This is a genomic window from Sphingomonas sp. IW22, assembly GCF_041321155.1.
GTDB lineage: Bacteria > Pseudomonadota > Alphaproteobacteria > Sphingomonadales > Sphingomonadaceae > Sphingomonas.
Genome location: NZ_JBGGWB010000001.1, coordinates 1,579,225 through 1,601,089, shown reverse-complemented (window position 1 = coordinate 1,601,089; position 21,865 = coordinate 1,579,225). Strand labels below are relative to the sequence as shown.

At 67.0% G+C, this 21,865-nt stretch carries 21 protein-coding genes; 9 read left to right on the top strand and 12 right to left on the bottom strand.

Going from position 1 to position 21,865, the window contains the following annotated elements:
- Positions 1-9 precede the first annotated feature (9 nt).
- The 4 genes from ACAX61_RS08070 to murI all read right to left on the bottom strand — a co-directional run bounded on the left by ACAX61_RS08070 (position 10) and on the right by murI (position 3,829).
- Positions 10-906, bottom strand: a complete 897-nt coding sequence (locus tag ACAX61_RS08070; RefSeq protein ID WP_370714251.1) for a GGDEF domain-containing protein — start codon at positions 904-906, stop codon at positions 10-12.
- Positions 907-980: 74 nt separating this feature from the next.
- Positions 981-1,379, bottom strand: coding sequence for a Dabb family protein (locus tag ACAX61_RS08065; RefSeq protein WP_370714250.1), 399 nt, complete (start codon positions 1,377-1,379; stop codon positions 981-983).
- Between the two features lie 82 nt (positions 1,380-1,461).
- Positions 1,462-2,826: a DEAD/DEAH box helicase gene (locus tag ACAX61_RS08060; RefSeq protein ID WP_370714249.1), complete on the bottom strand. Its 1,365-nt coding sequence runs from the start codon at positions 2,824-2,826 to the stop codon at positions 1,462-1,464.
- A gap of 205 nt (positions 2,827-3,031) precedes the next feature.
- The gene (murI, locus tag ACAX61_RS08055; protein WP_370714248.1) at positions 3,032-3,829 is read right to left on the bottom strand and encodes a glutamate racemase; all 798 of its coding nucleotides are present in this window, start codon (positions 3,827-3,829) and stop codon (positions 3,032-3,034) included.
- 101 nt (positions 3,830-3,930) lie between these two features.
- On the opposite strand from murI, the gene plsY reads away from it, so the two are divergent.
- Positions 3,931-4,548 carry a glycerol-3-phosphate 1-O-acyltransferase PlsY gene (plsY, locus tag ACAX61_RS08050; protein ID WP_370714247.1) on the top strand — a complete coding sequence of 206 codons (618 nt, stop codon included), beginning with the start codon at positions 3,931-3,933 and terminating at the stop codon, positions 4,546-4,548.
- Entirely contained in the window at positions 4,541-5,629 is a 1,089-nt protein-coding gene (gene dprA, locus ACAX61_RS08045; protein WP_370714246.1) for a DNA-processing protein DprA, read from the top strand. The genes plsY and dprA overlap by 8 nt, the downstream gene beginning before the upstream one ends.
- On the opposite strand, the gene ACAX61_RS08040 is transcribed toward dprA, so the two are convergent.
- Entirely contained in the window at positions 5,610-6,080 is a 471-nt protein-coding gene (locus ACAX61_RS08040) for a hemerythrin domain-containing protein (RefSeq protein WP_370714245.1), read from the bottom strand. The genes dprA and ACAX61_RS08040 overlap by 20 nt on opposite strands.
- A 111-nt stretch (positions 6,081-6,191) precedes the next feature.
- On the opposite strand from ACAX61_RS08040, the gene topA reads away from it, so the two are divergent.
- Positions 6,192-8,753, top strand: a complete 2,562-nt coding sequence (gene topA, locus ACAX61_RS08035; protein WP_370714244.1) for a type I DNA topoisomerase — start codon at positions 6,192-6,194, stop codon at positions 8,751-8,753.
- A gap of 58 nt (positions 8,754-8,811) precedes the next feature.
- On the opposite strand, the gene ACAX61_RS08030 is transcribed toward topA, so the two are convergent.
- A complete protein-coding gene (locus ACAX61_RS08030; protein ID WP_370714243.1) occupies positions 8,812-11,319 on the bottom strand; it encodes an ABC transporter permease in 2,508 nt (835 codons plus the stop codon).
- Positions 11,316-12,017, bottom strand: coding sequence for an ABC transporter ATP-binding protein (locus tag ACAX61_RS08025; RefSeq protein WP_370714242.1), 702 nt, complete (start codon positions 12,015-12,017; stop codon positions 11,316-11,318). The genes ACAX61_RS08030 and ACAX61_RS08025 overlap by 4 nt, the downstream gene beginning before the upstream one ends.
- A gap of 21 nt (positions 12,018-12,038) precedes the next feature.
- Here ACAX61_RS08025 and ACAX61_RS08020 point away from each other — a divergent pair, with 21 nt between their 5' ends.
- Genes ACAX61_RS08020 through aguB form a run of 3 tightly spaced genes read left to right on the top strand, consistent with a single transcriptional unit; the run spans position 12,039 to position 14,560 of the window.
- A complete protein-coding gene (locus tag ACAX61_RS08020) occupies positions 12,039-12,719 on the top strand; it encodes an arylesterase (RefSeq protein WP_370714241.1) in 681 nt (226 codons plus the stop codon).
- 21 nt (positions 12,720-12,740) lie between these two features.
- Positions 12,741-13,715 carry an agmatine deiminase family protein gene (locus ACAX61_RS08015; protein WP_370714240.1) on the top strand — a complete coding sequence of 325 codons (975 nt, stop codon included), beginning with the start codon at positions 12,741-12,743 and terminating at the stop codon, positions 13,713-13,715.
- Positions 13,712-14,560, top strand: coding sequence for an N-carbamoylputrescine amidase (gene aguB, locus ACAX61_RS08010; protein WP_370714239.1), 849 nt, complete (start codon positions 13,712-13,714; stop codon positions 14,558-14,560). Before ACAX61_RS08015 ends, aguB begins: the two co-directional genes overlap by 4 nt.
- 15 nt (positions 14,561-14,575) lie before the next feature.
- Here the strand turns inward: aguB and holA are convergent, their stop codons facing one another.
- The 4 genes from holA to ACAX61_RS07990 are packed head-to-tail and all read right to left on the bottom strand — an operon-like array spanning position 14,576 to position 19,071.
- A complete protein-coding gene (holA, locus tag ACAX61_RS08005; protein ID WP_370714238.1) occupies positions 14,576-15,592 on the bottom strand; it encodes a DNA polymerase III subunit delta in 1,017 nt (338 codons plus the stop codon).
- The gene (gene lptE / locus ACAX61_RS08000) at positions 15,589-16,098 is read right to left on the bottom strand and encodes an LPS assembly lipoprotein LptE (RefSeq protein ID WP_370714237.1); all 510 of its coding nucleotides are present in this window, start codon (positions 16,096-16,098) and stop codon (positions 15,589-15,591) included. Before lptE ends, holA begins: the two co-directional genes overlap by 4 nt.
- A complete protein-coding gene (gene leuS / locus ACAX61_RS07995; RefSeq protein WP_370714236.1) occupies positions 16,095-18,593 on the bottom strand; it encodes a leucine--tRNA ligase in 2,499 nt (832 codons plus the stop codon). The genes lptE and leuS overlap by 4 nt, the downstream gene beginning before the upstream one ends.
- A 52-nt stretch (positions 18,594-18,645) precedes the next feature.
- Positions 18,646-19,071: a DUF3576 domain-containing protein gene (locus ACAX61_RS07990; RefSeq protein ID WP_370714235.1), complete on the bottom strand. Its 426-nt coding sequence runs from the start codon at positions 19,069-19,071 to the stop codon at positions 18,646-18,648.
- 203 nt (positions 19,072-19,274) lie between these two features.
- On the opposite strand from ACAX61_RS07990, the gene ACAX61_RS07985 reads away from it, so the two are divergent.
- Positions 19,275-19,991 (top strand): hypothetical protein, encoded by a 717-nt coding sequence (locus ACAX61_RS07985; RefSeq protein ID WP_370714234.1) that lies wholly within the window; start codon positions 19,275-19,277, stop codon positions 19,989-19,991.
- Here the strand turns inward: ACAX61_RS07985 and ACAX61_RS07980 are convergent.
- On the bottom strand, positions 19,988-20,512 hold the full coding sequence (locus ACAX61_RS07980) for a thiamine phosphate synthase (protein WP_370714233.1): 525 nt from the start codon (positions 20,510-20,512) through the stop codon (positions 19,988-19,990). The two genes, ACAX61_RS07985 and ACAX61_RS07980, sit on opposite strands and share 4 nt — an antisense overlap.
- A 22-nt stretch (positions 20,513-20,534) precedes the next feature.
- On the opposite strand from ACAX61_RS07980, the gene ACAX61_RS07975 reads away from it, so the two are divergent.
- Together ACAX61_RS07975 and ACAX61_RS07970 are read left to right on the top strand one after the other, a co-directional pair.
- Positions 20,535-21,203 carry a YggS family pyridoxal phosphate-dependent enzyme gene (locus tag ACAX61_RS07975; protein ID WP_370714232.1) on the top strand — a complete coding sequence of 223 codons (669 nt, stop codon included), beginning with the start codon at positions 20,535-20,537 and terminating at the stop codon, positions 21,201-21,203.
- Positions 21,200-21,862 carry an HAD family hydrolase gene (locus ACAX61_RS07970; protein WP_370714231.1) on the top strand — a complete coding sequence of 221 codons (663 nt, stop codon included), beginning with the start codon at positions 21,200-21,202 and terminating at the stop codon, positions 21,860-21,862. Before ACAX61_RS07975 ends, ACAX61_RS07970 begins: the two co-directional genes overlap by 4 nt.
- The last annotated feature ends 3 nt before the right edge of the window (positions 21,863-21,865 follow it).

Sequence of the window (21,865 nt, the reverse complement as noted above, 5' to 3'; positions counted from 1 at the left end):
CGCTGTTCGTCAGAAGGACGGCGCGATCCGCACCCGGCCGCGGCCCATTCGCTTTGCTTCGTAAAGCGCGGCATCGGCGGCGGCCAGCCACTGCTTCGGCTCGATCCGGCCAGGATCTTCGGTAAAGGCGATGCCGCCCGATACGCCGAACTGCAACAGGCGGCCATCCCAGTCGACCGGAGCGGCCAGCGAGCGAGCCAGCGAATCCATGCGCCGCGCCATGGCCAGCCGTGTCTGGCCCGGCGGCAACAGCGTTGCGAATTCGTCGCCGCCCAGCCGCGCAGTGATGACCGCATCGGGCAATGCCGCCTGCAGCCGCTCGCCCAGCACGCGCAGGCACTGATCCCCGGCGGCATGGCCGTATCGATCGTTGATCTGCTTGAAACCGTCCAGGTCGAACAGCACCAGCGCAACCGCCAAGCCACTTTCCAGCCGGGCCTGAAATGCCGCGCGATTGGCGAGGCCTGTCAGAGGATCGTTTTCGGCCAGCGCGCGCAACGCGTCGATCGCGCGGCGTTCGTCGGTGATGTCCTGCTTCCACCCGTTCAGCGCGACGGCCCGGCCGTGATGCTGCTCCACTTCGCCCCACACCCGAATCCAACGGCGCTCCCCATCGATGCGGACGAGTTCGGCGTCGAAGGTGAAGGGCTTGCCCGTGGCGATGGCATAGGCGCGCAGCCGCTCCATCGTTTCGCGCGATTGCGGTTCGTACAGGGAAACGGCTGTCGGGCGGTCGATTCGCATCGATGCATCGACGCCGAACATCCGGTATACACCCGATGTCCAGCCCAGCCGATTACCCGCCAGTTCGCAACGCCATGCACCCGCCTTGGCCAGCGAAGCGGCGCGGGTAAGCATGGGCGCGGGCAGCGCCGGTTCGGTCCGATGGACGGGTTGGACGGCCATGGGCGGCGAGAATGCCATGACAATTGTTAAGCGCAAGTTTGTTTTAGCGGGTGCCTATGAACCGACCGAAGGTTTCAGGGTTGAGCGGGCACCGTATCGTAAACGACGACCCGCGACCAAAGCCCTTCATTCTCGCGCACGAAATCAAGGTGGATGGGATCGACCTGATAGGCTTCCTGATCGGCGGCGCTGTCGAAGGTCAGCGTCCATGACAGGTCATAGCCGCGTTGGACCACCGCCCGCGTGGTTCCAGCATGTTCGCCGATCTGATGGGAGCGAATGGTCGGCGCGCGTGACAGGCGTTGGAGCGCTGCGGCCAGCCGCGCCTTGTCCTGCGCGTTGCCGGGCCGCTTGAGGTAGAAAAAGACGTGATGGACGAAACGCGGCTGGGGCGTCGCCGCAACCTGTGCCGCCAACGCCGGGGTCGGTGCCAGCGTGGTCGCCGTCAGCAATATCGCGGCAAGAAATCGCATTGTCCGTCCCCCGTATCGTTTCACCTTGGCCGCAAGCATTGCACAGCCCCGGCCAAAGTGAAACGGGTTCGGGTGAAGGGGATCAGCCCTGAGCGCGCTGTCCGCCGCGGCCGCCGCCACCGGGGCGACCGCCGCCGCCGGGACGGCCGCCACGACGCGGGCCGCCGGGACGACCGGCACCGCCGCGCGCTTCGCCTGCGGGCTTGGCCGAATGCGTTGCACGCGGACGTGCCGGGCCGCGTTCCTGACGCGGGCGTTCGGGGCGCTCGGCAGGGATGGGGCCGACCCGGCTGGACTTGATCCGTTCGGATTCGGCCTGGAAATTGTCCGGCAGCGGCACGACCGAGATGCTCTGACGCGTCAGCTTCTCAATCTGGCGCAGATAGCCGCGTTCCTCGACGTCACAAAAGGCAAAGGCGACGCCGTCCTTGCCCGCGCGTGCCGTGCGGCCGATGCGGTGAACATATTGTTCGGCAACATTGGGCAGTTCGAAGTTCAGCACATGGCTGACCCCCGATACGTCGATGCCGCGCGCGGCGATGTCGGTGGCGACCAGGATCTTCACCTTGCCCGAACGGAAATCGGCCAGCGCGCGCTCACGCTGGGGCTGCGACTTGTTGCCGTGGATGGCGTGGGCGACGATGCCGTTCGAGCCGAGCAGCTTCACCACACGGTCCGCGCCATGCTTGGTGCGGGTGAATACGATCGCGCGCTCAACCTCGTTGCGCTGGAAGAACAGGGTCAGCAGCGCCTGCTTTTCGGCTTGGTTGACGAACGTGACATATTGCTCGACGCGCTCGGCCGTGGTCGCGACGGGGGCGACACGAACCTCTACCGGGTCGCTCAGGAACTTGTCCGCCAGGTCCTTGATCGTCTTGGGCATGGTGGCCGAGAAGAACAGCGACTGGCGATCCTGCGGCAGCATCGTCACGATCTTGCGAAGCGTGTGGATGAAGCCCAGGTCCAGCATCTGGTCGGCTTCGTCCAGCACCAGGATCTCGACGTCGGACAGGCTCATGCAGCGCTGCTCGATCAGGTCCATCAGGCGACCCGGCGTTGCGACCAGAATGTCGACGCCAGCGGCGGTGTCGCGGCGGTTGCGTGCGATCGGCACGCCACCGAACACGGTGGCGACGGTCAGCTTGGTGAACTTGGCATAGGCGCGGGCCGAATCGGCGATCTGGCTGGCCAGCTCGCGCGTCGGGGCCAGCACCAGCATGCGGCAGCGCATCGGCTTGCGGCGCTCGTTCGCCTTTACCAGCCGATCGATCGACGGCAGCATGAACGCCGCCGTCTTGCCGGTCCCGGTCTGGGCGATACCCAGCAGGTCGTTACCTTCCAGCAGGGCGGGGATCGCCTGTTGCTGAATGGGGGTGGGGGTGTCGTAATTCTTTTGCGCGAGCGCATCGAGCACGGACCGCGAAAGGCCGAGTGACGAAAAGGACATGGAGAAAACTCGTTATCTGGCGCGCCATGCGCCAGACGCACGACGAGCGGGGGTCGAAAGGCGCCCCGCGTGACTTGGGATGCTGGTCGAGCCGCGACGCGAGCCTTGGCAGGGATAAGACCTGCCGATCACGCTGCTTGGTTCCGGTTGTTCCGAAAGCGTCGCTGCGGTGCGGCAAATGGCGCTTCAGGCGCGAAAAGTCAAGCTACAGCGCCTCGATCACGTCCAGCCCATGGGCGGCGAGTGCGGGGGCGAGTCGCCGTGCGGCATCGTCCAGCCGCGTGAACACCGCGCGTCCGGGTGCGGGGGTATCGGGCCACGCCTGTCCCTTGGTCAGAAACGCGATTCGCCGGGCGATGCCCGGTCCGCCATCGACAAAGGCAATGGGGCGCGGCGCGACCGCCGCCAGCCGGTCTGCCACCAACGGGAAATGGGTGCAGGCGTTGACGATCACGTCGATGGCATCGCCCCCCGGCTGATCCAGCAGGCCCGCCAACACCGTGCGGTAGGCATGGTCCGCCTGACGCTCGCCCGCCAGTTCCGCCTCCGCCAGTGCGACCAGTGCAGCCGATCCGTGGCGCAGCACCCGGCAATCGGCGGCGAAACGCTGGGCGAGGTCGTCGACATAGGGCTGTCGCACGGTCGCATCGGTGCCAAGCACCCCGAAAGTGCGCGTGACGCTGGCTTCGGCTGCGGGCTTGATCGCGGGAACCGTGCCCACGACAGGCAGGTCGAGCGCAGCGCGGACGGCGGGCAGGGCGATGGTGGACGCGGTGTTGCATGCGATGACGACAAGACGCGGTCGATACCGCTCGACCAGCCGGCCGAGCAGGGCGGGGACGCGCGCCGCAATCTCGGCCTCGCTGCGCGTGCCATAAGGATAGCCGGCCGAGTCGGCGCAATAAACAACGGGCGCACGGGGCAGCAGCGCACGCGTCGGGGCCAGCACCGACAAGCCGCCAACCCCCGAATCGAGAAACAATATCGGTCGTTCATCCACCATGGGGCGCGTTACCGCGCCGCACCCGGCGACGGCAACCGGCGGAAACTGATACAGATCGTTGCGTGTCCGTGCCTGTGTGGACTAAAGCGGGAACAGGGAGCATGGGGAGCGTATTGACCAACGCGATCATCTGGTGGCCGCCGGTGGCTGCATTGCTGGTCGGCTATTTGCTGGGCAGCATTCCCTTTGGTGTGCTGTTGACGCGGATGGCCGGCGCAGGTGACCTGCGCGCCATCGGGTCGGGCAATATCGGCGCGACGAACGTCCTGAGGACGGGGCGAAAGGGGCTGGCGGCGGCGACGCTGCTGCTGGACATGCTGAAGGGCGCGGTCGCGGTGTGGCTGGTAGCCGCCATCTTGCCGGGGCTGGGGACGCTGGCGGCAGCGGCGGCGTTTATCGGGCATTGTTATCCGCTGTGGCTGCGTTTCAAGGGCGGCAAGGGCGTGGCGACGCTGATGGGCATTTCGCTGGCGCTGAGCGGCCCGGTTGCGGCGGTCTATGCGGTGGTGTGGCTTGGCCTGCTTGCGCTGCTGCGGATTTCTTCGGTCGCGGGGATGCTGGCGGCGGTCAGCGCGCCGGTCAGCGCCGCATGGTTCGGCCGGTTCGATCTGGTGCTGGTGCTGCTGGGTCTGGCGCTGATCGTCCTGTGGAAGCACCGCGCCAATATCGAACGACTGATGAACGGCAGCGAACCGCGAATCGGCCGTTCGCGTGGATGATCCCGAACGCCGCGCACGGCTGCGGCTGGCGCGGTCGTCGCGAATCGGGCCGGTCACCTTTGCCCAGCTGATCGGGCGTTTCGGCACCGCCAGCGCGGCGATCGAAGCGCTGCCGATGATGGCCGCGCGCGGTGGCGGGCGGGCGCCGGAACTGGCCGATCCCCGCCGGCTGAACGACGAATTGCGCCGCGTGGCGGCTGCCGGTGCGCGCCATGTAATGATCGGCGATGCGGATTACCCCGCACTTCTCGAGCAGACCGACGCCGCGCCGCCGGTGCTGATCGTGCGCGGCGACTTGTCGCTGCTGGACCGGCCGAGCATCGCCATGGTCGGCGCGCGCAACGCGTCGGCCGCTGCCTGTCGCTTTGCACGGCAATTGGCCCATGAACTGGGGCAGGCCGGGGCGACGATCATATCGGGGCTGGCGCGCGGCATCGACACCGCCGCCCATCACGGATCGCTGGCGACGGGCACCGTCGGGGTCATTGCCAGCGGGATCGACATCGCCTTTCCGCCCGAAAATGCCGAGCTTCAGGCAAGGCTGGGTGAGGAAGGGCTGGTCATTGCCGAACAGCCGCCGGGGACCGAGCCGCTGGCCCGGTTCTTCCCGCGCCGCAACCGTATCATCGCGTGGGCCGCGCTGGGCACGGTGGTGGTGGAGGCAGCGCCGCGATCAGGCTCGCTGATTACCGCGCGGCTGGCAGCGGAAGCGGGGCGGGAGGTCATGGCGGTGCCCGGCAGCCCGCTCGACCCGCGCGCGCAAGGGTGCAACGCCCTGATCCGCGAGGGCGCGACCCTGATCCAGTCTGCCGCCGATGTGATGGAGCAGATCCGCCCCATCGACATCCGTTCGGTGCGCGCGCCGGTCAGCCGATGGGGCGCTCCGCCGGTCGAGGACGCAGGCGACGCCGACCGCGCCGCCGTCACCGCACTGCTGGGTCCGGTGCCGGTTACCGTCGATGAGCTGATCCGCCAGTCCAGCCGTGTCCCGGCCATTGTTCAGACGGTGCTGCTGGAACTGGAACTGGCCGGCCGGCTGGAGCGCCATGCGGGCGGTCGCGTCAGCCTGTCGGCTCTCTGAGCGCCAACTGTCCGCTGGCAAGCGCGGCGGGGTAGAGCAGCTCATCCTCTTCATCGATCCGGGCGCGCAGGCGGTCGATCAGGACCGTCGCCGCTTCAGCGAAATCCGACGGCGCGTCGGCGATTCGCGATTCGGTCCAATCGCCGATCAGTGCCAGCCAGTCTTCGGCCAACCGCTCATATCGCAGCTGAGTGGCCCGCGCGGCGGCGGCGGTCCCGCTATCGCGTGAGGTCATCAGGCGCGGATGGATGTCGCAGTCTTCATGCTCCAGATGCGCCAGCAGCAATTCCGTCAGCGCATCCAGCGCGCCCCGCATGGCTCGTGCGTCATGCTGCCCCAGCGCCGACGTCAGCCGATCCGCGTGTTCCGCGATCAGCGCATGTTCGGCGATCAACCGCGCATAGGATGCGATCGGGGGCGGGGCGGCGGGCACGATGCGTTTGTGTCGCATCACGCGTTAACAGCCGGTCATCATCGCGTTCGTTGCTGACAGGACGGGTTGACGCACCCCGGACCCGCTCCCCATGCTCGCGCACACACGTAAGAGGTTCAGCCACTCTCCATGCAACTCGTCATCGTCGAATCGCCCGCCAAGGCGAAAACCATCGAGAAATATCTGGGCGGCGATTATCGCGTGCTCGCCTCCTACGGTCATATACGCGACCTGCCGCCAAAGGACGGGTCGGTGAATCCCGATGATGGTTTCGCGATGGAGTGGGAAACCTATGCCGACAAATCGCGCCAGCTGAAGGCGATCACGGACGAGGCGAAAAAGGCCGACCGACTGATCCTGGCGACTGACCCTGACCGGGAGGGCGAGGCGATTTCGTGGCACGTGCAGGAAGTGCTGGCCAAGAAAAAGGCGCTGCCGAAATCGGTCGAACGTGTGACGTTCAATGCGATCACCAAGGCCGCCGTAACCGAGGCGATGGCCCGCCCGCGCGAGCTGGATACCGACCTGATCGACGCATATCGCGCGCGCCGGGCGCTGGATTATCTGGTGGGCTTTACCCTGTCGCCAGTGCTGTGGCGCAAGCTGCCGGGTGCGAAGTCGGCGGGGCGCGTCCAGTCGGTGGCGCTGCGCCTGATCGTCGAGCGGGAGCGCGAGATCGAGGGTTTTACCCCGCAGGAATATTGGTCGGTTACCGCCGAGATGGAGGCCGATGGCACCCGGTTCCAGGCGCGGCTGGCCCGATTCGATGGCGACAAGCTGGACCGGCTGTCGATCAGCGACGAAGCCACCGCGATGCGCGCCAAAGCGGCGGTCGAGGAGGGGCGCTTCACCGTCACCTCGGTCGAGACCAAGCCCGCGACGCGCAACCCGCCGCCGCCCTTCACCACATCGACCCTGCAACAGGAAGCCGCGCGCAAGCTGGGCTTTTCGGCCAGCCATACGATGCGGGTCGCGCAAAATCTGTATGAGGACGGCGCGATCACGTACATGCGCACCGACGGCGTGCAGATGGACGGATCGGCCATTCAGGACGCGCGCAAGGCGATCGCCGGACGGTATGACGCCAGCTATGTCCCCGACAAGCCGCGCCAGTACCAGACCAAGGCCAAGAACGCGCAGGAAGCGCATGAGGCGATTCGCCCCACCGATTTCAGCCGCGACCGGGCCGGGACCGGCGACCATGCGCGCCTGTACGAACTGATCTGGAAGCGCGCGCTGGCCAGCCAGATGGCATCCGCCCGCATGGAGCGCACCGCCGTCGAGATGGAGGACGGCACCGGCCGCCACATGCTGCGCGCGACCGGCCAGGTGGTGCTGTTTCCCGGCTATCTGGCGCTGTACGAGGAAGGCCGTGACGACGAGGGGGACGAGGATTCGCGCCGCCTGCCGATGCTGCGTTCGGGGGACGCGCCGGCCAAGCAGGACGTGTCCGCCGAACAGCATTTCACCCAGCCGCCGCCCCGCTTTTCGGAAGCGTCGCTGGTCAAGCGGCTGGAGGAGCTGGGGATCGGGCGCCCGTCCACCTATGCCTCGATCATTCAGGTGCTGAAGGATCGCAATTACGTCCGCACCGAAAAGAACCGCTTCCATGCCGAGGAAAGCGGGCGGCTGCTGACGGCGTTCCTGGAACGGTTCTTCGAGAAATATGTCAGCTACGACTTCACCGCCGGGCTGGAGGAGGAGCTGGACGACGTGTCGGGCGGCCGTGCCGAATGGCAGGCGGTGCTGTCCGATTTCTGGCGCGACTTCCACCCGCGCACCGACGAGGTGATGGAGCAGAAGCCGTCGGACATCACGGCCGAACTGGACAAGTTTCTCGAACCCTATCTCTTCCCCAAAAAGGCCGATGGCGGCGACCCGCGCCTGTGCCCGAATTGCGGCGAAGGGCGACTTGCACTGCGCGGCGGTCGGTTTGGGGCGTTTGTTGCTTGCTCCAACTATCCCGAATGCAAATATACCCGCCGCTTCGCACAGCCGGGCGGTGGTTCGGGGGACGATACCGGGCCGGAAACGCTGGGCAACGACCCGGAAACGGGCCTGCCGGTCGAGCGCAAGTCGGGTCGCTTCGGACCTTATATCCAGCTGGGTGAGGGGAAGGACGCCAAGCGGGCTTCGATCCCCAAGGACGTTCCTGAACTTGATCTGGAAATGGCGCTGAAGCTGCTCAGCCTGCCGCGCAGCATCGGCAACCACCCGGAAACGGGCGAAGCGATCACCGCCTCGATCGGGCGATATGGCCCGTATCTGGCGCATAACGGCAAATATGCGCGCCTGTCCTCGACCGCCGAGGTGTTCGAGACGGGCATGAACGCCGCCGTCGTCAAGCTGGCCGAAGCCGCGCAGGGCGGCGGGCGGGCTGCGCGTACGGCACAGGCGCCGCTCAAGGTGCTGGGCGCTCACCCGACCAGCGGTGGCGAGGTCAAGCTGATGGAGGGCCGCTATGGTCCCTATGTCACCGACGGGACGACCAACGCCACGTTGCCCAAGTCAGCCGACAAGGATGCGCTGACGCTGGAGGAGGCGGTGGCGCTTATCGACGCCAAGGCTGCCAGCGCACCCGCCAAGGGCAAGAAGGGAGCGAAAAAGGCGCCTGCGAAGAAGGCCGCACCCAAAAAGGCGGCTGCGAAAAAGGCCCTTGCGAAAAAGGCGGCTGCCAAGAAGGCGGACTGAGGCATCGGGTGGTCCGTTTGTTGCGGACCACCCCAAAACCGCCTGGCAAGGGCCGCCGTTAAAGCCGCCTGAGCACCGCAGCTGGGCGTGCCGACAGCACCGGCCAGCTCCCGGCCAGGCCGATGCCCAGCGTCAGCATCGCACCGCCCAGCAGCGTCGCCAGCACGGTGGCCCAATCGGGCGCCCAGCCGAATTCGAACACCTGCACGATCACGAACCACGCCGCGCCGATACCCAGCGCCAGCGCCAGCGCGGCCAGAACGGCGGCCAGCAGCGCATATTCGACCGCCTGTGCCCCCAGCACCTGCGCGCGCGTGGCGCCCAGCGTCTTGAGGATGGTGCTGTCATAGGTTCGCGCTGCGCGTGAGGCGGCAATGGCACCCACCAGCACCGCGATCCCGGCCAGAATCGCGACCGACGCCGACAACAGGATCGCCGCCGCCATCTGATCGAGGATGGTCCGCACCTGTCCCACAATCTCCCGCGTGGCGATGATCGAGGCGGAGGGGAAGGCAGCGAGCAGCGCGCGCGTCACTGCGCCCTGATAACGGTCCTGCATCTCGATCGTCGCGGTCAGGCTGTGCGGCGCGGCGGCGAGGGTGTTGGGGGAGAAGACCATGATGTAGTTGAAGCCCATCGTCTCCCAGTGGATCTCGCGCAGGTTCGCAATCTGCGCCTCGATCTCGCGGCCAAGGATACTGATCGTCAGCGTGTCACCCACGCCGACATCCATCGCCCGCGCCGCTTCGCGGTCGAGCGAGACGAGCGGCGGACCGGCATAGTCGGCTGGCCACCATTTGCCCGCTGTCAGCACGCTCCCCTGCGGCAGGGTGGCGGAATAGGTCACGCCGCGCTCGCCGCGCAGGAACCAGGCATCGTCGGGCAGCGTCGCCAGATCCGCGACGCGCGTGCCGCCGAACGCGGTGATCGTGCCACGAAGCGACGGTACGACGTTCAGCGTCGCGCCGGGGGCGTTTCGCTGGACCAGCGCCTCGAACCGCGCCCGCTGATCGGAGGGTACGTCGAGGACGAACTGGTCGGGCGCGCGGGCCGGAACGGCGCGTTCGATTTCCGCATCCAGACTGGTCTGGATCGCCGCCAGCGTAACGAACAGCGTCAACGCCAGCCCCAGTGCGATGACCAGCGCCACCGTCTGCGATCCCGGACGGTGCAGATTGGCGATGGCAAGCCGCAGCAGCGGCGCGCGCTGACGCGGCAGGCGCGCGGCAATCCGCCGAATAACATGGCCCAGCCCCGCCAGGATGATCAGCACGCCCGCCACACTGGCCAGCACCGCTGCCGCGAACAACGGATCGCGCGCCGTGGCGATGGCCAGCACGACGACGGCGCCTGCCGCCAGCGCCACACCGCCCAGCGTCCGCGCATCGGGCCTTACCGGCCGCTCGACCAGATCGCGAAACAGCGCCGCCGCCGGAAGCGAGCGGGCACGCGCAAGTGGCGGCAGTGCAAAGGCGAATGCGATCAGCAGGCCGAAGGTGCCGCTGGTCAGCAGGGGAAGCGCGTGAAGACCGGTGGCCGGTCGCACGGGCAGCAAGTCGCCCACCAATGCGACGATCACCGACGGCAGCGCGGCACCGACGGCCAGGCCGCTCGCCACCGCCAGCAGTGCGACCGCCCCGATCTGCATCAGATAGATGCGCGCAATATCGCGCGTGGTCGCGCCCAGCACCTTCAGTGTCGCGATCCCGCCGCGCTTGGACGCCAGATAGGCGCCAACGCCATTGCCCACCCCGATCCCCGCAATCACCAGCGCGGCGAGGCCGATCAGCGACAGGAACTGGCCCAGCCGCTGAAAGAAGCGGTCGGCGCCCGGGGCGGCGCGCTCCCGCGTCTTGTATTCCCAACCAGCGGCGGGGAAGCGTGCCTTCAGCCGTTCCACCACACCGTCCGGGGCGGCGGTAGCGGGCAGGGTCAGGCGGTATTTAGTCTCATACAGCGCGCCGGGCTGGACCAGCCCGGTCTGGCGCAGCCCCTCCAATGAAACGATCGCGACCGGACCGAGCGTGAAGCCTTCGCCCACCCGGTCGGGCTCCTCAACGATGATGCCTGCCACCCGGAACCATGCGGTGCCATAGCGCAGGCTGTCCCCGACGCGCAGCAGCAGCCGGTCGGCCAGTGCGCGGTCGACCAGCACCATATCTTTGCCAAGCGGTGGACCGGCGCCCTCGACGCGCAGATTGCCGGTCAGGGGATAGGCGCTGTCCACGCCCTTCAACTCGGTCAGCACCGCGCCCGGCGTTCCGGGCCGTGCGGGGCCGTTCACCATCGCGCGGATGCGGATCGTTTCAGAAAAGCCGGCGGTGCCCTGTTGCATCACTGCGCGTTCGTCGGGCAATGCCTCCCGCTGGGTCATCTCGACCTCAACATCGCCGCCCAGTATGACGCGACCGCGCGCCGCCAGTTCGGACGTGATCGACGCGGTAAGGCTGCCGATCGTCGCCAGCGTCGCCACGCCCAGAAACAGGCAGACGAACAACAGCCTGAGGCCCCGGAACCCCGCATGAAGATCGCGGCGCGCGATGCGCCACAGTGCGGCCCAGCTCATCGGGCGCTGTCTTCGGCGATCAGGCCGTCGCGCATGCGGATGATGCGGTCGCAACGCTGGGCCAAGGCGGGATCATGGGTGATCATCACCAATGTCGCCCCCGCCGCCCGCTGGCGCGCGAACAGCAACGCGACGATGTCGGCGCTGGTCGCCTCGTCCAGATTACCGGTTGGCTCGTCGGCGAACAGGATGGCGGGGGCAGGAGCGACCGCGCGCGCGATGGCGACGCGCTGCTGCTCCCCGCCCGACAGCTGCGCGGGATAATGATGGGTCCGGTGGCCCAGCCCCACCGCCTCAAGCTCGCGTGCGGCGCGGTCAAAGGCATCGCGCGCGCCCGACAGTTCAAGCGGTACGGCGACATTTTCCAACGCGGTCATGGTCGGCAACAGGTGAAAGGCCTGAAGCACGATGCCGATCCGCCCGCGTCGGGCCCGCGCCAGCCCGTCTTCGTCCAGTGCCGTGAAATCGACGCCCGCAACCTCGACCGAACCGCCGCTTGCGCGTTCCAGCCCCGACAGGATCGCCATCAGCGACGACTTGCCCGAACCCGACGGACCGAGAATGGCGACGCTGCTCCCCGACGCCACGTTCAGGTCGATGCCGCGCAGGATCGCGGTCGGTGCCTCGCGACTGCCCAGCGACAGGGTGACATTGCGGGCGCGGATCGCGATATCGGGCGCCGTGTAAGACTGGCTCATGGGTGGCGAATGCGTCCTTTGATGAAATCCCCGCTGTCATATCTGGTTGCGGCGGCACTCGTCCAATCGCTTGGCGCCTGTTCCGCCGAACCCACCGCCCCGACACCCGCCGCCACGGCGGAGGCGGCCGATCAGCGGCTGGTGCTGGCATTCGGTGACAGCCTGTATGCAGGTTATGGCGTCTTGCCGCAGCAATCCTTTCCCTATGTGCTTGAGCAGCGATTGCGCGCCAGCGGGGTGCCCGCGACGGTTCGCAACGCGGGCGTGTCGGGGGATACGACGGCGGCGGGGCTGAGGCGGCTTGCCTTCACGCTGGACGGATTGTCGCGCAAGCCCGATCTGGCGATCGTCGGACAGGGCGGCAACGACATGCTGCGCGGGCTCGACCCGGCCGAGACGCGCGCGAACCTGGACGCCATTTGCGCCGAATTGCAGCGCCGGGGCATCCCGATCCTGCTGACCGGGATGCGTGCGGCCCCCAATCTGGGTGCCGATTACGTCAAGGCGTTCGAGGGCATCTATCCCGATCTGGCGCGCAAATATGACGCGCTGCTCGACCCCTTCTTCCTCGAAGGGGTGGTGACGCAATCCGCGCTGATGCTGCCCGACCGCATCCATCCCAATCCGCAGGGGATCGAGCGTATTGCCGACCGGGTTACGCCGCTGGTCGCGCGTGCGCTGGCCCCCTCCCGTTCGTCATAACTGGCTGCTAGAGGCTCTGCCATGACGCTACCTCCTCCTCCCGAATGGGCGACGCACGATGCCGTCCTGATCGGTTTCCCGAGCCATCCCGAAATCTGGGGTCCGCCGCTATATGGCGCGCGGGTCGAAACCGCCGCTTTCGCCAATGCCATTGCCGATGGTGGGCGGGGTGAGCAGGTGTTGCTGGTTTGTGCCGATGAAGAAGCCGCCAATGCCGCCGACCGCCTGATCGAGCGCGAGGTGACGCTGATCGTCGAGCCATTCGGTGATGTGTGGCTGCGCGATACCGCCGCGATCGTGACGGGCGACGGCACGGCGCGCGATTTCGGCTTCAACGGCTGGGGCGGCAAATATGACTTCCCCGGCGACGAGGATGTGGGCGAGCGGCTGGCGCGGCGGCAGGGTATCGCGTTCGAGGCATGCGACTGGGTGCTGGAAGGCGGCTCGATCGACGGCAACGGCACCGGCCTTGTCGTCACGACCGAGCAGTGCCTGCTGAACCGCAATCGCAATCCCGGCCTGTCGAAGGAAAAGGCGGAGGCGCTGCTGGCGCGCGACCTGGGGCTGGACCGGGTGCTGTGGCTGGGTGACGGTCTGCTCAACGATCATACCGACGGGCATGTCGATAATCTGGCGCGCTTTGTCGGGCCGAACCGGCTGGCGCTGCCTATGCCGGAGGAAAACGACCCCAACTGGCTGATCTATCTGGACGCAGCGCGCCGGGCGGACGCGTTCGGGGTCGAGGTGGTTCGGCTTCCGTCGCCGGGGCGCGTGCTGGTGGACGAGGAAATCGTGCCCGCCAGCTACATGAACTTCTATATCGGCAACACGGTGGTGGCCGTGCCGGTCTATGGTCAGGCGAATGACGCGCGCGCGGTCGAGGCCGTGCAGGCGCTGTTCCCCGATCGCCGCGCGGTCGGCCTGCGAGCGGACCATATCCTGACCGGCGGCGGCAGCTTTCACTGCATCAGCCAGCAACTTCCGAGGATCGCATGACCCAAGTGACCGTCGCGGCGATGCAACTCGCCTTCACGCGTGACATCGACGCCAATATCCGCGCCGTCAGCGAACTGATCCGCGAAGCAAAGGGGCGCGCTGCGCAGGTCGTGTTGCCGCCCGAGCTGTTCGAGGGCGAATATTTCTGCCGCACCGAGGAAGAGGAATGGTTCGCGACCGCGCGGCCCGTGGGCGAGCATCCGGCAGTGCTGGCGATGCAGCGCCTGGCGGACGAGCTGGATCTGTATATTCCCACCAGCTTTTTCGAGGCGGACGGGCCGCATCATTACAATTCGCTGGCGATGATCGGCCCCGACGGACGGATCGAGGGCGTGTATCGCAAGAGCCATATTCCCGACGGGCCGGGATATGAGGAGAAATTCTATTTCCGCCCCGGCAATACCGGGTTCAAGGTATGGTCGGGACCGCAGGCGCGGCTGGGCGTCGGCATCTGCTGGGACCAATGGTACCCCGAAACCGCGCGCGCGATGATGCTGATGGGCGCGGAAATCCTGTTCTATCCGACCGCTATCGGGGCCGAGCCGCACGATCCGACGCTGGACACGCGCCATATGTGGCGCCGCGCGATGCTGGGCCATGCGGTGTCCAATGTCGTGCCCGTCGTCGCGTCGAACCGGGTCGGCAACGAACATGGTCAGGTCTTTTACGGTCACAGCTTCATCTGTGACGAGTTTGGCGAGATGCTGGCCGAATTCGGTGCGGACGAAACTGGCGTGCTGACCGCGACGCTGGACCTGGATCGCGTGAAGAAGAACCGCGCGGGCATGGGCTTTTTTCGCGACCGCCGTCCTGAGCTTTATCGCCGGCTGGTCGAGGACGTTTGAGCCGCGCGCCCGCGTTCAGCCCATGCGCTGGGCGGCGCGGGCGATGGCCAGACCTTCGACCTCGGCCATGATCGCGCCGGGGGTACCGGGAGTGACCAGCGCCCGTTCGGCGGCACGAACGCGTTCGACCGCGCGCGCAAGCTGGGCGCCGTTCCAGCGTTGAAGCGCGCGCATCGTTGCCGCTTCTTCCTTCCAGAATACGCGGTGGCGCTTGATGACGACGGCGGCGCTGTCGCCGCTTTCGACCTCGCGGCGCATGTCGGCAAGGGCGATCAGACGCCGGGTCAACTGGCGCAGGGTCGGGATGGCAAGATTGTCTTCGGCGATGGCCGCCAGCTCGACACCTGCGCGCGCGGGATCGCCGCCGACCACCGCCTCGATCGCAGCGCCCATTGCGCTTTCGTCCAGCACGGCGCCGACGGCATCCAGCACCTCGGCGCCGCAATCTGCCGGACGTTCGGGGGCGGCATCCAGATAAAGGGCGAGCTTCTCGATCTCCCGCGTCATCACTGCGCGGTCGCCGCCTGTCGTAGCGACCAGCCGGTCCGCCACGCCGCCCGCAAGCCGCAAGCCATGGTCACGCGCAATCTGCGCCGCCAGTCGTGCGGCGTCCGCCCCCTCCGGGACGTAAAGCGCGCAGGCGGCGGCATTGGGTGCGGCATCGACAAGCTTGATCAGCTTGCCCGTCTTGCGCAGCGTCGGTGCGATTGCGACCACCGGATTGCCCGCGCGTTCGGCGTTCAGCAGCAGCGTCACCGCCTCAAGGCTTTCCTCTCCCATCGCGGTCACCCGGATGAAGCGGCGGTCGCCGAAAAGCGACATCGAGGCGGCTTCGTCGGCCAGACGGCCGGGATTGGCCTTCAGGCCGGCGCCTTCCATGTCGACGCGCTCCACCCCATCGCCCAGCGCGCGCTGGAGCAGGACGGCCATTTCGGTCGCGCCCGCTTCATCGGGGCCGTGCAGCAGATAAAGGCGTGTCGCGTCGTCCGGCCGTTCAAGCCGCGCACGCATCTGCGCGGGCTTTAGGTTCACTCCGCGCCCTGCCGGCGCTCGGCATAAAGCGCGACGCGTGCGACGATGCGGTCGGCTACAATGCCCGCCAGCCGCTCCAGCGCGCTCTGTTCGGCGGCGATGGTGGCGTATTCGGAGCTGACGACGTCGATGCCCGCGTCCGAGCCCGCCGTCGAGTCGAGCAGCACGCCGCCGCTGGCAAGGTCGACCAGCTGATAACGCGCGCGCAGCGTCCGCCGTTCGCGCGTGATGGTGTCGTTGCGGCGCACGCCCAGCCCAATGATTTCGTCGTCCAGCGCGACCTGAAGCCGATAGCGCGGCGCAGCGCCCGCATCCGCACCGGCCAGCCGGTCGCGCAGGGCATTGGACACCAGCCAGCCATTCTGCCCCTCAATCGGGGCGACCTCCACCGCCGCCAGCGTCTGGCGAACCGCGCCCTGCGGTCCACCGCCGTAAAGCGGCCGCATCCCGCAGCCCGACAGCAGCAGTCCGGCGGCCAGCGCCAGCGGGGCGGCCAGCCGGATCACGCGACGATGTTCACAAGGCGGTCGGGCACGACAATTACCTTTTTCGGTGTCTTGCCCTCCAACATGCGGATCACATTGTCGGATGCAAGCGCTGCGGCTTCGACCGTGTCCTTCGGTGCGCCCTTGGCCATGACCAGCGTATCGCGCAGCTTGCCATTGACCTGAATGGCGATCGTCACTTCATCCTCGACCAGCATCGCCGGATCGACGTCGGGCCAGGGGGCATCGGCGATCAGGCCGGTTTGGCCCCACGCGGCCCATGCTTCTTCGGCAATATGCGGGCACATCGGCGCGACGATACGGGCCAGAGCACGGATTGCGGCGGTCCGGTCGGCCGACGGTTGCGCCTTTTCGATGGCGCCGACCAGTTCGTAGAGCTTGGCGACCGATTTGTTGAAGGCCAGCGCCTCCACATCGTCGGCCACGCCCGCGATCGTCTTGTGCAGGCGGCGGCGCAGCGCCACATCCTCACCCGTTCCCTCGGTCAGCCCGTCGAACAGGCGCCACAACCGCTGGACGAAGCGCCACGCGCCCTCGATCCCCGCCTCCGACCATTGCAAGTCGCGTTCGGGCGGGCTGTCGGAAAGCATGAACCAGCGCACTGCGTCGGCGCCGTACTGGTCGACGATCGGGCCGGGATCGACGGTGTTCTTTTTGGACTTCGACATCTTTTCGACGCGACCCAGCGTGATCGGGTCGCCGGTCGAAATCTCTTTGCCGTCGCGCACATCATCGGGCGACAGCCAGCGGCCATCGCTCGACTTGTACGTCTCGTGCGTCACCATGCCCTGCGTGAACAGCCCGGCGAACGGCTCCTTCACGTCGATCAGACCGATATGGGACAGCGCGCGTGTCCAGAAACGGGCATAGAGCAGGTGGAGGATCGCGTGTTCGACCCCGCCGATATACTGTTGCACCGGCAGCCATTGCTCGACGGTTGCCTTGTCAAAGGGCTTGTCTGCAGGCTGACTGGCGAAACGGATGAAATACCAGCTCGAATCGACGAAGGTATCCAGCGTGTCCGTCTCCCGCCGCGCGGGCTTGCCGCAGGTCGGGCAATCGACATGCCGCCACGTCGGATGCCGGTCGAGCGGGTTGCCGGGAATGTCGAACGACACGTCCTCAGGCAGCTTCACCGGCAACTGGTCGCGCGGCACCGGCACCGCGCCGCAATCGTCGCAGTGGATGATGGGGATCGGCGTGCCCCAGTAACGCTGGCGGCTGACGCCCCAGTCGCGCAGGCGCCATACGGTGGTACCGCGGCCCCATTCGCCCGCTTCGGCACGGGTGATTACTTCCGCCTTCGCGGCCTCCACGTCCATGCCGTCGAGGAAGGCGGAGTTCACCAGCGCGCCGGGGCCGGTATAGGCTTCGTCACCCTCGAACACCGGGTCGGTCTTGTCGCCATCGGCCACGACGCGCGGGACGGGCAGCGCATATTTGCGCGCGAAGTCCAGATCGCGCTGGTCGTGCGCGGGCACGCCCATGACCGCGCCGGTGCCATAGTCCATCAGCACGAAATTGGCGATGTAGACCGGCAGCTCGCGGTCGGCATCGAACGGGTGGGCCACGCGCCAGCCGGTGTCAAAGCCCAGCTTTTCCGCCGTCTCGACCTCAGCCGCCGACGTGCCGCCCGCCTTGCATCGTTTGATGAAGGCGGTGGCTTCGGCATCACCCGCGGCGCGTGCCTGCGCGACCGGATGGTCGGCGGCGACCGCGACGAAGCTGGCGCCGAAGATCGTGTCGGGGCGGGTGGAATAAACCTCGATCTCGGAATCGAAGGGGGCAACCGGCTTGAACCGGAATTGCAGACCCACCGACTTGCCGATCCAGTTTTCCTGCATCAGCCGCACCTTGTCCGGCCAAGCCTCAAGCGCGCCAAGGCCGCCCAGCAATTCGTCGGCGAACTGGGTGATTTTCAGGAACCACTGGTTCAGCTTGCGCTTCTCGACCAGCGCGCCCGATCGCCAGCCGCGCCCGTCGATCACCTGTTCGTTGGCCAGCACGGTCATGTCGACCGGATCCCAGTTCACCGCCGAGTCGCGGCGATAGACCAGGCCCGATGCATACAGGTCGAGGAACAGTGCCTGTTCATGTCCGTAATATTCGGGGTCGCAGGTCGCGAATTCGCGCGTCCAGTCCAGCGCGAAGCCCAGCCGCTTCAACTGCGCCTTCATCGCGGCGATATTGTCATAGGTCCACGCGCCCGGGTGAACCTTGCGCTCCATCGCGGCATTTTCGGCGGGCATGCCGAACGCGTCCCAGCCCATCGGGTGCAGCACTTCGAACCCGCGCATCCGGCGGAAACGCGCCAGCACGTCGCCCATCGTGTAATTGCGGACATGGCCCATATGGATTTTCCCCGACGGATAGGGAAACATCTCAAGCACATAGCTTTTGGGCTTGGCCGAATCGTCACGCGCGGCGAAGGTTTTGCGGTCGTCCCACACGCCTTGCCAATGGGCGTCCGCCTTCAGCGCGTTGAAACGCGACATGTCTGAACTCCGTTGGGGGCGGCGCCGGCCGGGCGCCGCGAAATCAAAATGATCAGCCGACTACCGCGCCGCGCCGCATGTCGCGGGCACGGGTCAGGATGATGTCCTCAAGCTTCTGCACGGTGGCGGCCTGAACCGGCGCGGCCACCCACTGGCCGTTCTGGTTCACTTCCCGCAGGGCTGCAACGCGCAGCGCGTCGGCGCGCAGATCCTGGTCGAGGATGGTGACCGTGACCTTCATCCGCTCATTCGGCGTGTTCGGGTTCACATACCAGTCGGTGACGATCACCCCGCCGTTCGAATCGGTCTGGAGAAGCGGCATGAAGCTCAGCGTCTCAAGGCTGGCGCGCCACAGATAGCTGTTGACGCCGATCGTCGTGATCTGGCTGGCGGCCAGCTCACGCGGGCGGTCGCCCCCGCCACCGCAGGCGGCAAGTGCGAACACGAGCGGAAGGGCAAGAGCCAGGCGACGCGACATTGGCGGAGTCCTTGGAACGGGGTACATGGCGCACCTCTATAGATGGTCGCCCGTCCGCCGCAAGCAGCGCGGAAGGGCCCGTGGGCTGTGAGACTTATGCAACAGTCCTACTAAATCGCGGCGGGCGGTGGAACGAACGCCTCGAATCATGGTAGGCGCAGGGCAGGATAAAGAGGGGATTCGCGTTGGGTGTTCGGACGGCCATGGTCGGGTTGACCGCGGGGGTGCTGGTCACCACTGCGTTCGCGCTCGTCCCCGCCGCGGGCGCTGCGGGTCCCGACGGGCTGCGACTCGCAAAGCGCGCGTCGATCGCGGCCGCGCGCTCGGGCATCGGTTCGTTCACCCCCGCCGCCGCCGATCCGCGATTGGCCGCTGCCCTTTCGCGTGGCGGTCTGCCAGCAACCGGCTTTCGCTTCACCCCGTCCGAGCAGCAGAGCAAGCGGCAGGATGTGACCGTTGCGGTTCGTGCCCGTGCGTCGCGTGGCGATGATGCGCTTCGAACTGCTAGCGTGACAGTACCCTCCGTCGCTGCGGTCAGCATGCAGCCGATTGCCTATAATCTGGGCATGTCGGTCGGATGGAAGCGCTTCGCGCTGTCGGGCGACGTGTCGCACGTCGACCTGGGCGCGCTGCCGGGCAGCCGTGAGGCGGTCGATGTCGGCGTCAGCTATAACGGCAAGCGGCTGAGCGGGCGTGTTCAGGCACGCGCCGACAAGCCGACGGGCAACCAGCCGCGCATGGTGGCCGAAGCGCCCAGCTATTCAATTGATCTTGGCACTTCCTATTCCCTGACGCGCAATCTGGATGTGACGGCGGGCGTACGCTATCGCACCGATGAAGAACGTCTGCGCCTGCCGCAGCTGACCGATACCCGGCGCGACAGTCAGGCGGTCTATGTCGGGACGGCATTCCGCTTCTAAGGGGTCAGGCCGTCAATCGCGGCCCATCCATGCAGCTTTAGCGCGCGCAGCCGCCGGTAGCGATCCGGGCTCATTCCGCCCAATGCGACGGCGGGTAATGTCGAGCCGCGCAGCATCAGACCCAGCCTGACCGGTCCCAAGCTTTTCGCGCCCGGATGCGATCGGGTGGCGAAAACCGGGGACATCAGAACCGCATCGGCGCCCGCCCGGCGCGCTGCAACCAGCTCGGCACGGTCATGCGCCGATCGCGTCCGCAGGCCGCGACCGCGGGCGTTGTGCACGCCCATCTCCCCCCGCATCGCCACGTCACCCGCACGCAGCAGGATGAGCCCACGTCGTCGTGCAATCGCCAGCGCCCGCGCGAACCGTTTGCGGCGCGCATCGGGCGGCGTGGCATAGTCACGAAAGATTACCCCTGCTCCACGCGGCAGGGCCCACATCGCGGGCCAAAGCGCATCGCCCAGCCGCTCGTCGGTCATCAACCACAGATGGGGGAGGCGTTGGGGGTGGCGGCGTTGCATCGCGCTGCCTATAGCGCGCCACATGATCGAGGACGATGCCGCTGCCCGCCTGACCGCCGTCCGCGCCGAAATCGCGCGCGCTGCCGCACTGGCCGGTCGCAAGGCCGATGACGTGACCCTTATCGCCGTGTCGAAGACGCAGGATGCCGGCGCAATCGCGCCGTTGATCGCAGCGGGCCAGCGCGTGTTCGGGGAGAACCGGGTGCAGGAGGCAGAGGCCAAATGGCCCGCGCTCAAGGAAGCTGCAGCCGGGATCGAACTCCACCTTGTCGGGCAGCTTCAATCGAACAAGGCCGATGCCGCCGTGGCGCTGTTCGATGCCATTCACTCGGTCGACCGGACCTCGCTGATCGGCGCGCTGGGCCGAGCGATGGATAAGGCGGACCGGCGACCCGATTGTTTCATTCAGGTCAATATCGGCGACGAACCGCAAAAGGGCGGTTGCGCCATCGCCGACCTGCCGTCGCTGCTGGACGAAGCGCGGGCGGCCGAACTGCCGGTTGCGGGCCTGATGGCCGTGCCGCCCCACGGCGTGGATGCCGCCCCCTATTTCGCGCTGCTGGCCAAGATCGCGCGCGACGCGGGGCTGGAGCGCCTGAGCATGGGCATGTCCGACGATTTCGCCACCGCGGTTACACTGGGCGCGACGCATGTCCGCGTCGGCACTGCACTGTTTGGAGCGCGCGCATGAGGTTTCGCGGCATCATCTTCGATTTCGACGGCGTGCTGATCGAAAGCGAATATGCGGGCAACCGGCATCTGGCAGAATATCTGACCGGTATCGGTCACGCCCATTCGCCCGAAGAAGCCATGGCACATTATATGGGCCTGTCGGGCTGCGACTTTATCGACACGATCGAGCGGCGTATCGGCCGCAGTCTGCCTGACGATTTCCACGCCGCGCGTGAAGTCGAGAATGAGCGCGTATTGGCTGAGGGCATCGGCGAAGTGCTGGGCGCCATCGCCTTTGTCCGTGCGCTGCCGGTCGAACTGCCGCGTGCCATTGCATCGTCAAGCTCGACGCACTGGATTCGTACCCATCTGCGCCATATCGGTCTGGAAGATGCTTTTGGTGACCATGTCTATTCCGGCAAGGAACATGTCGCACGCGGGAAGCCAGCGCCCGACCTTTATCTGCATGCCGCCGCCGCGATCGGTGTCGCGATCGAGGACTGCGTGATTCTTGAGGATTCGCCGGTTGGCGCAACCGGCGCGGTCGCGTCGGGCGCGCATGTCATCGGCCTGTGCGCCGGAACGCACTGTCCGCCCGATCACGCCGCGACGTTGAAGGCGATCGGCGTGCAGAATATCGCCGCCGATTTCGAGGAGGTCGCGCGCCTGATCGCGTAAGCG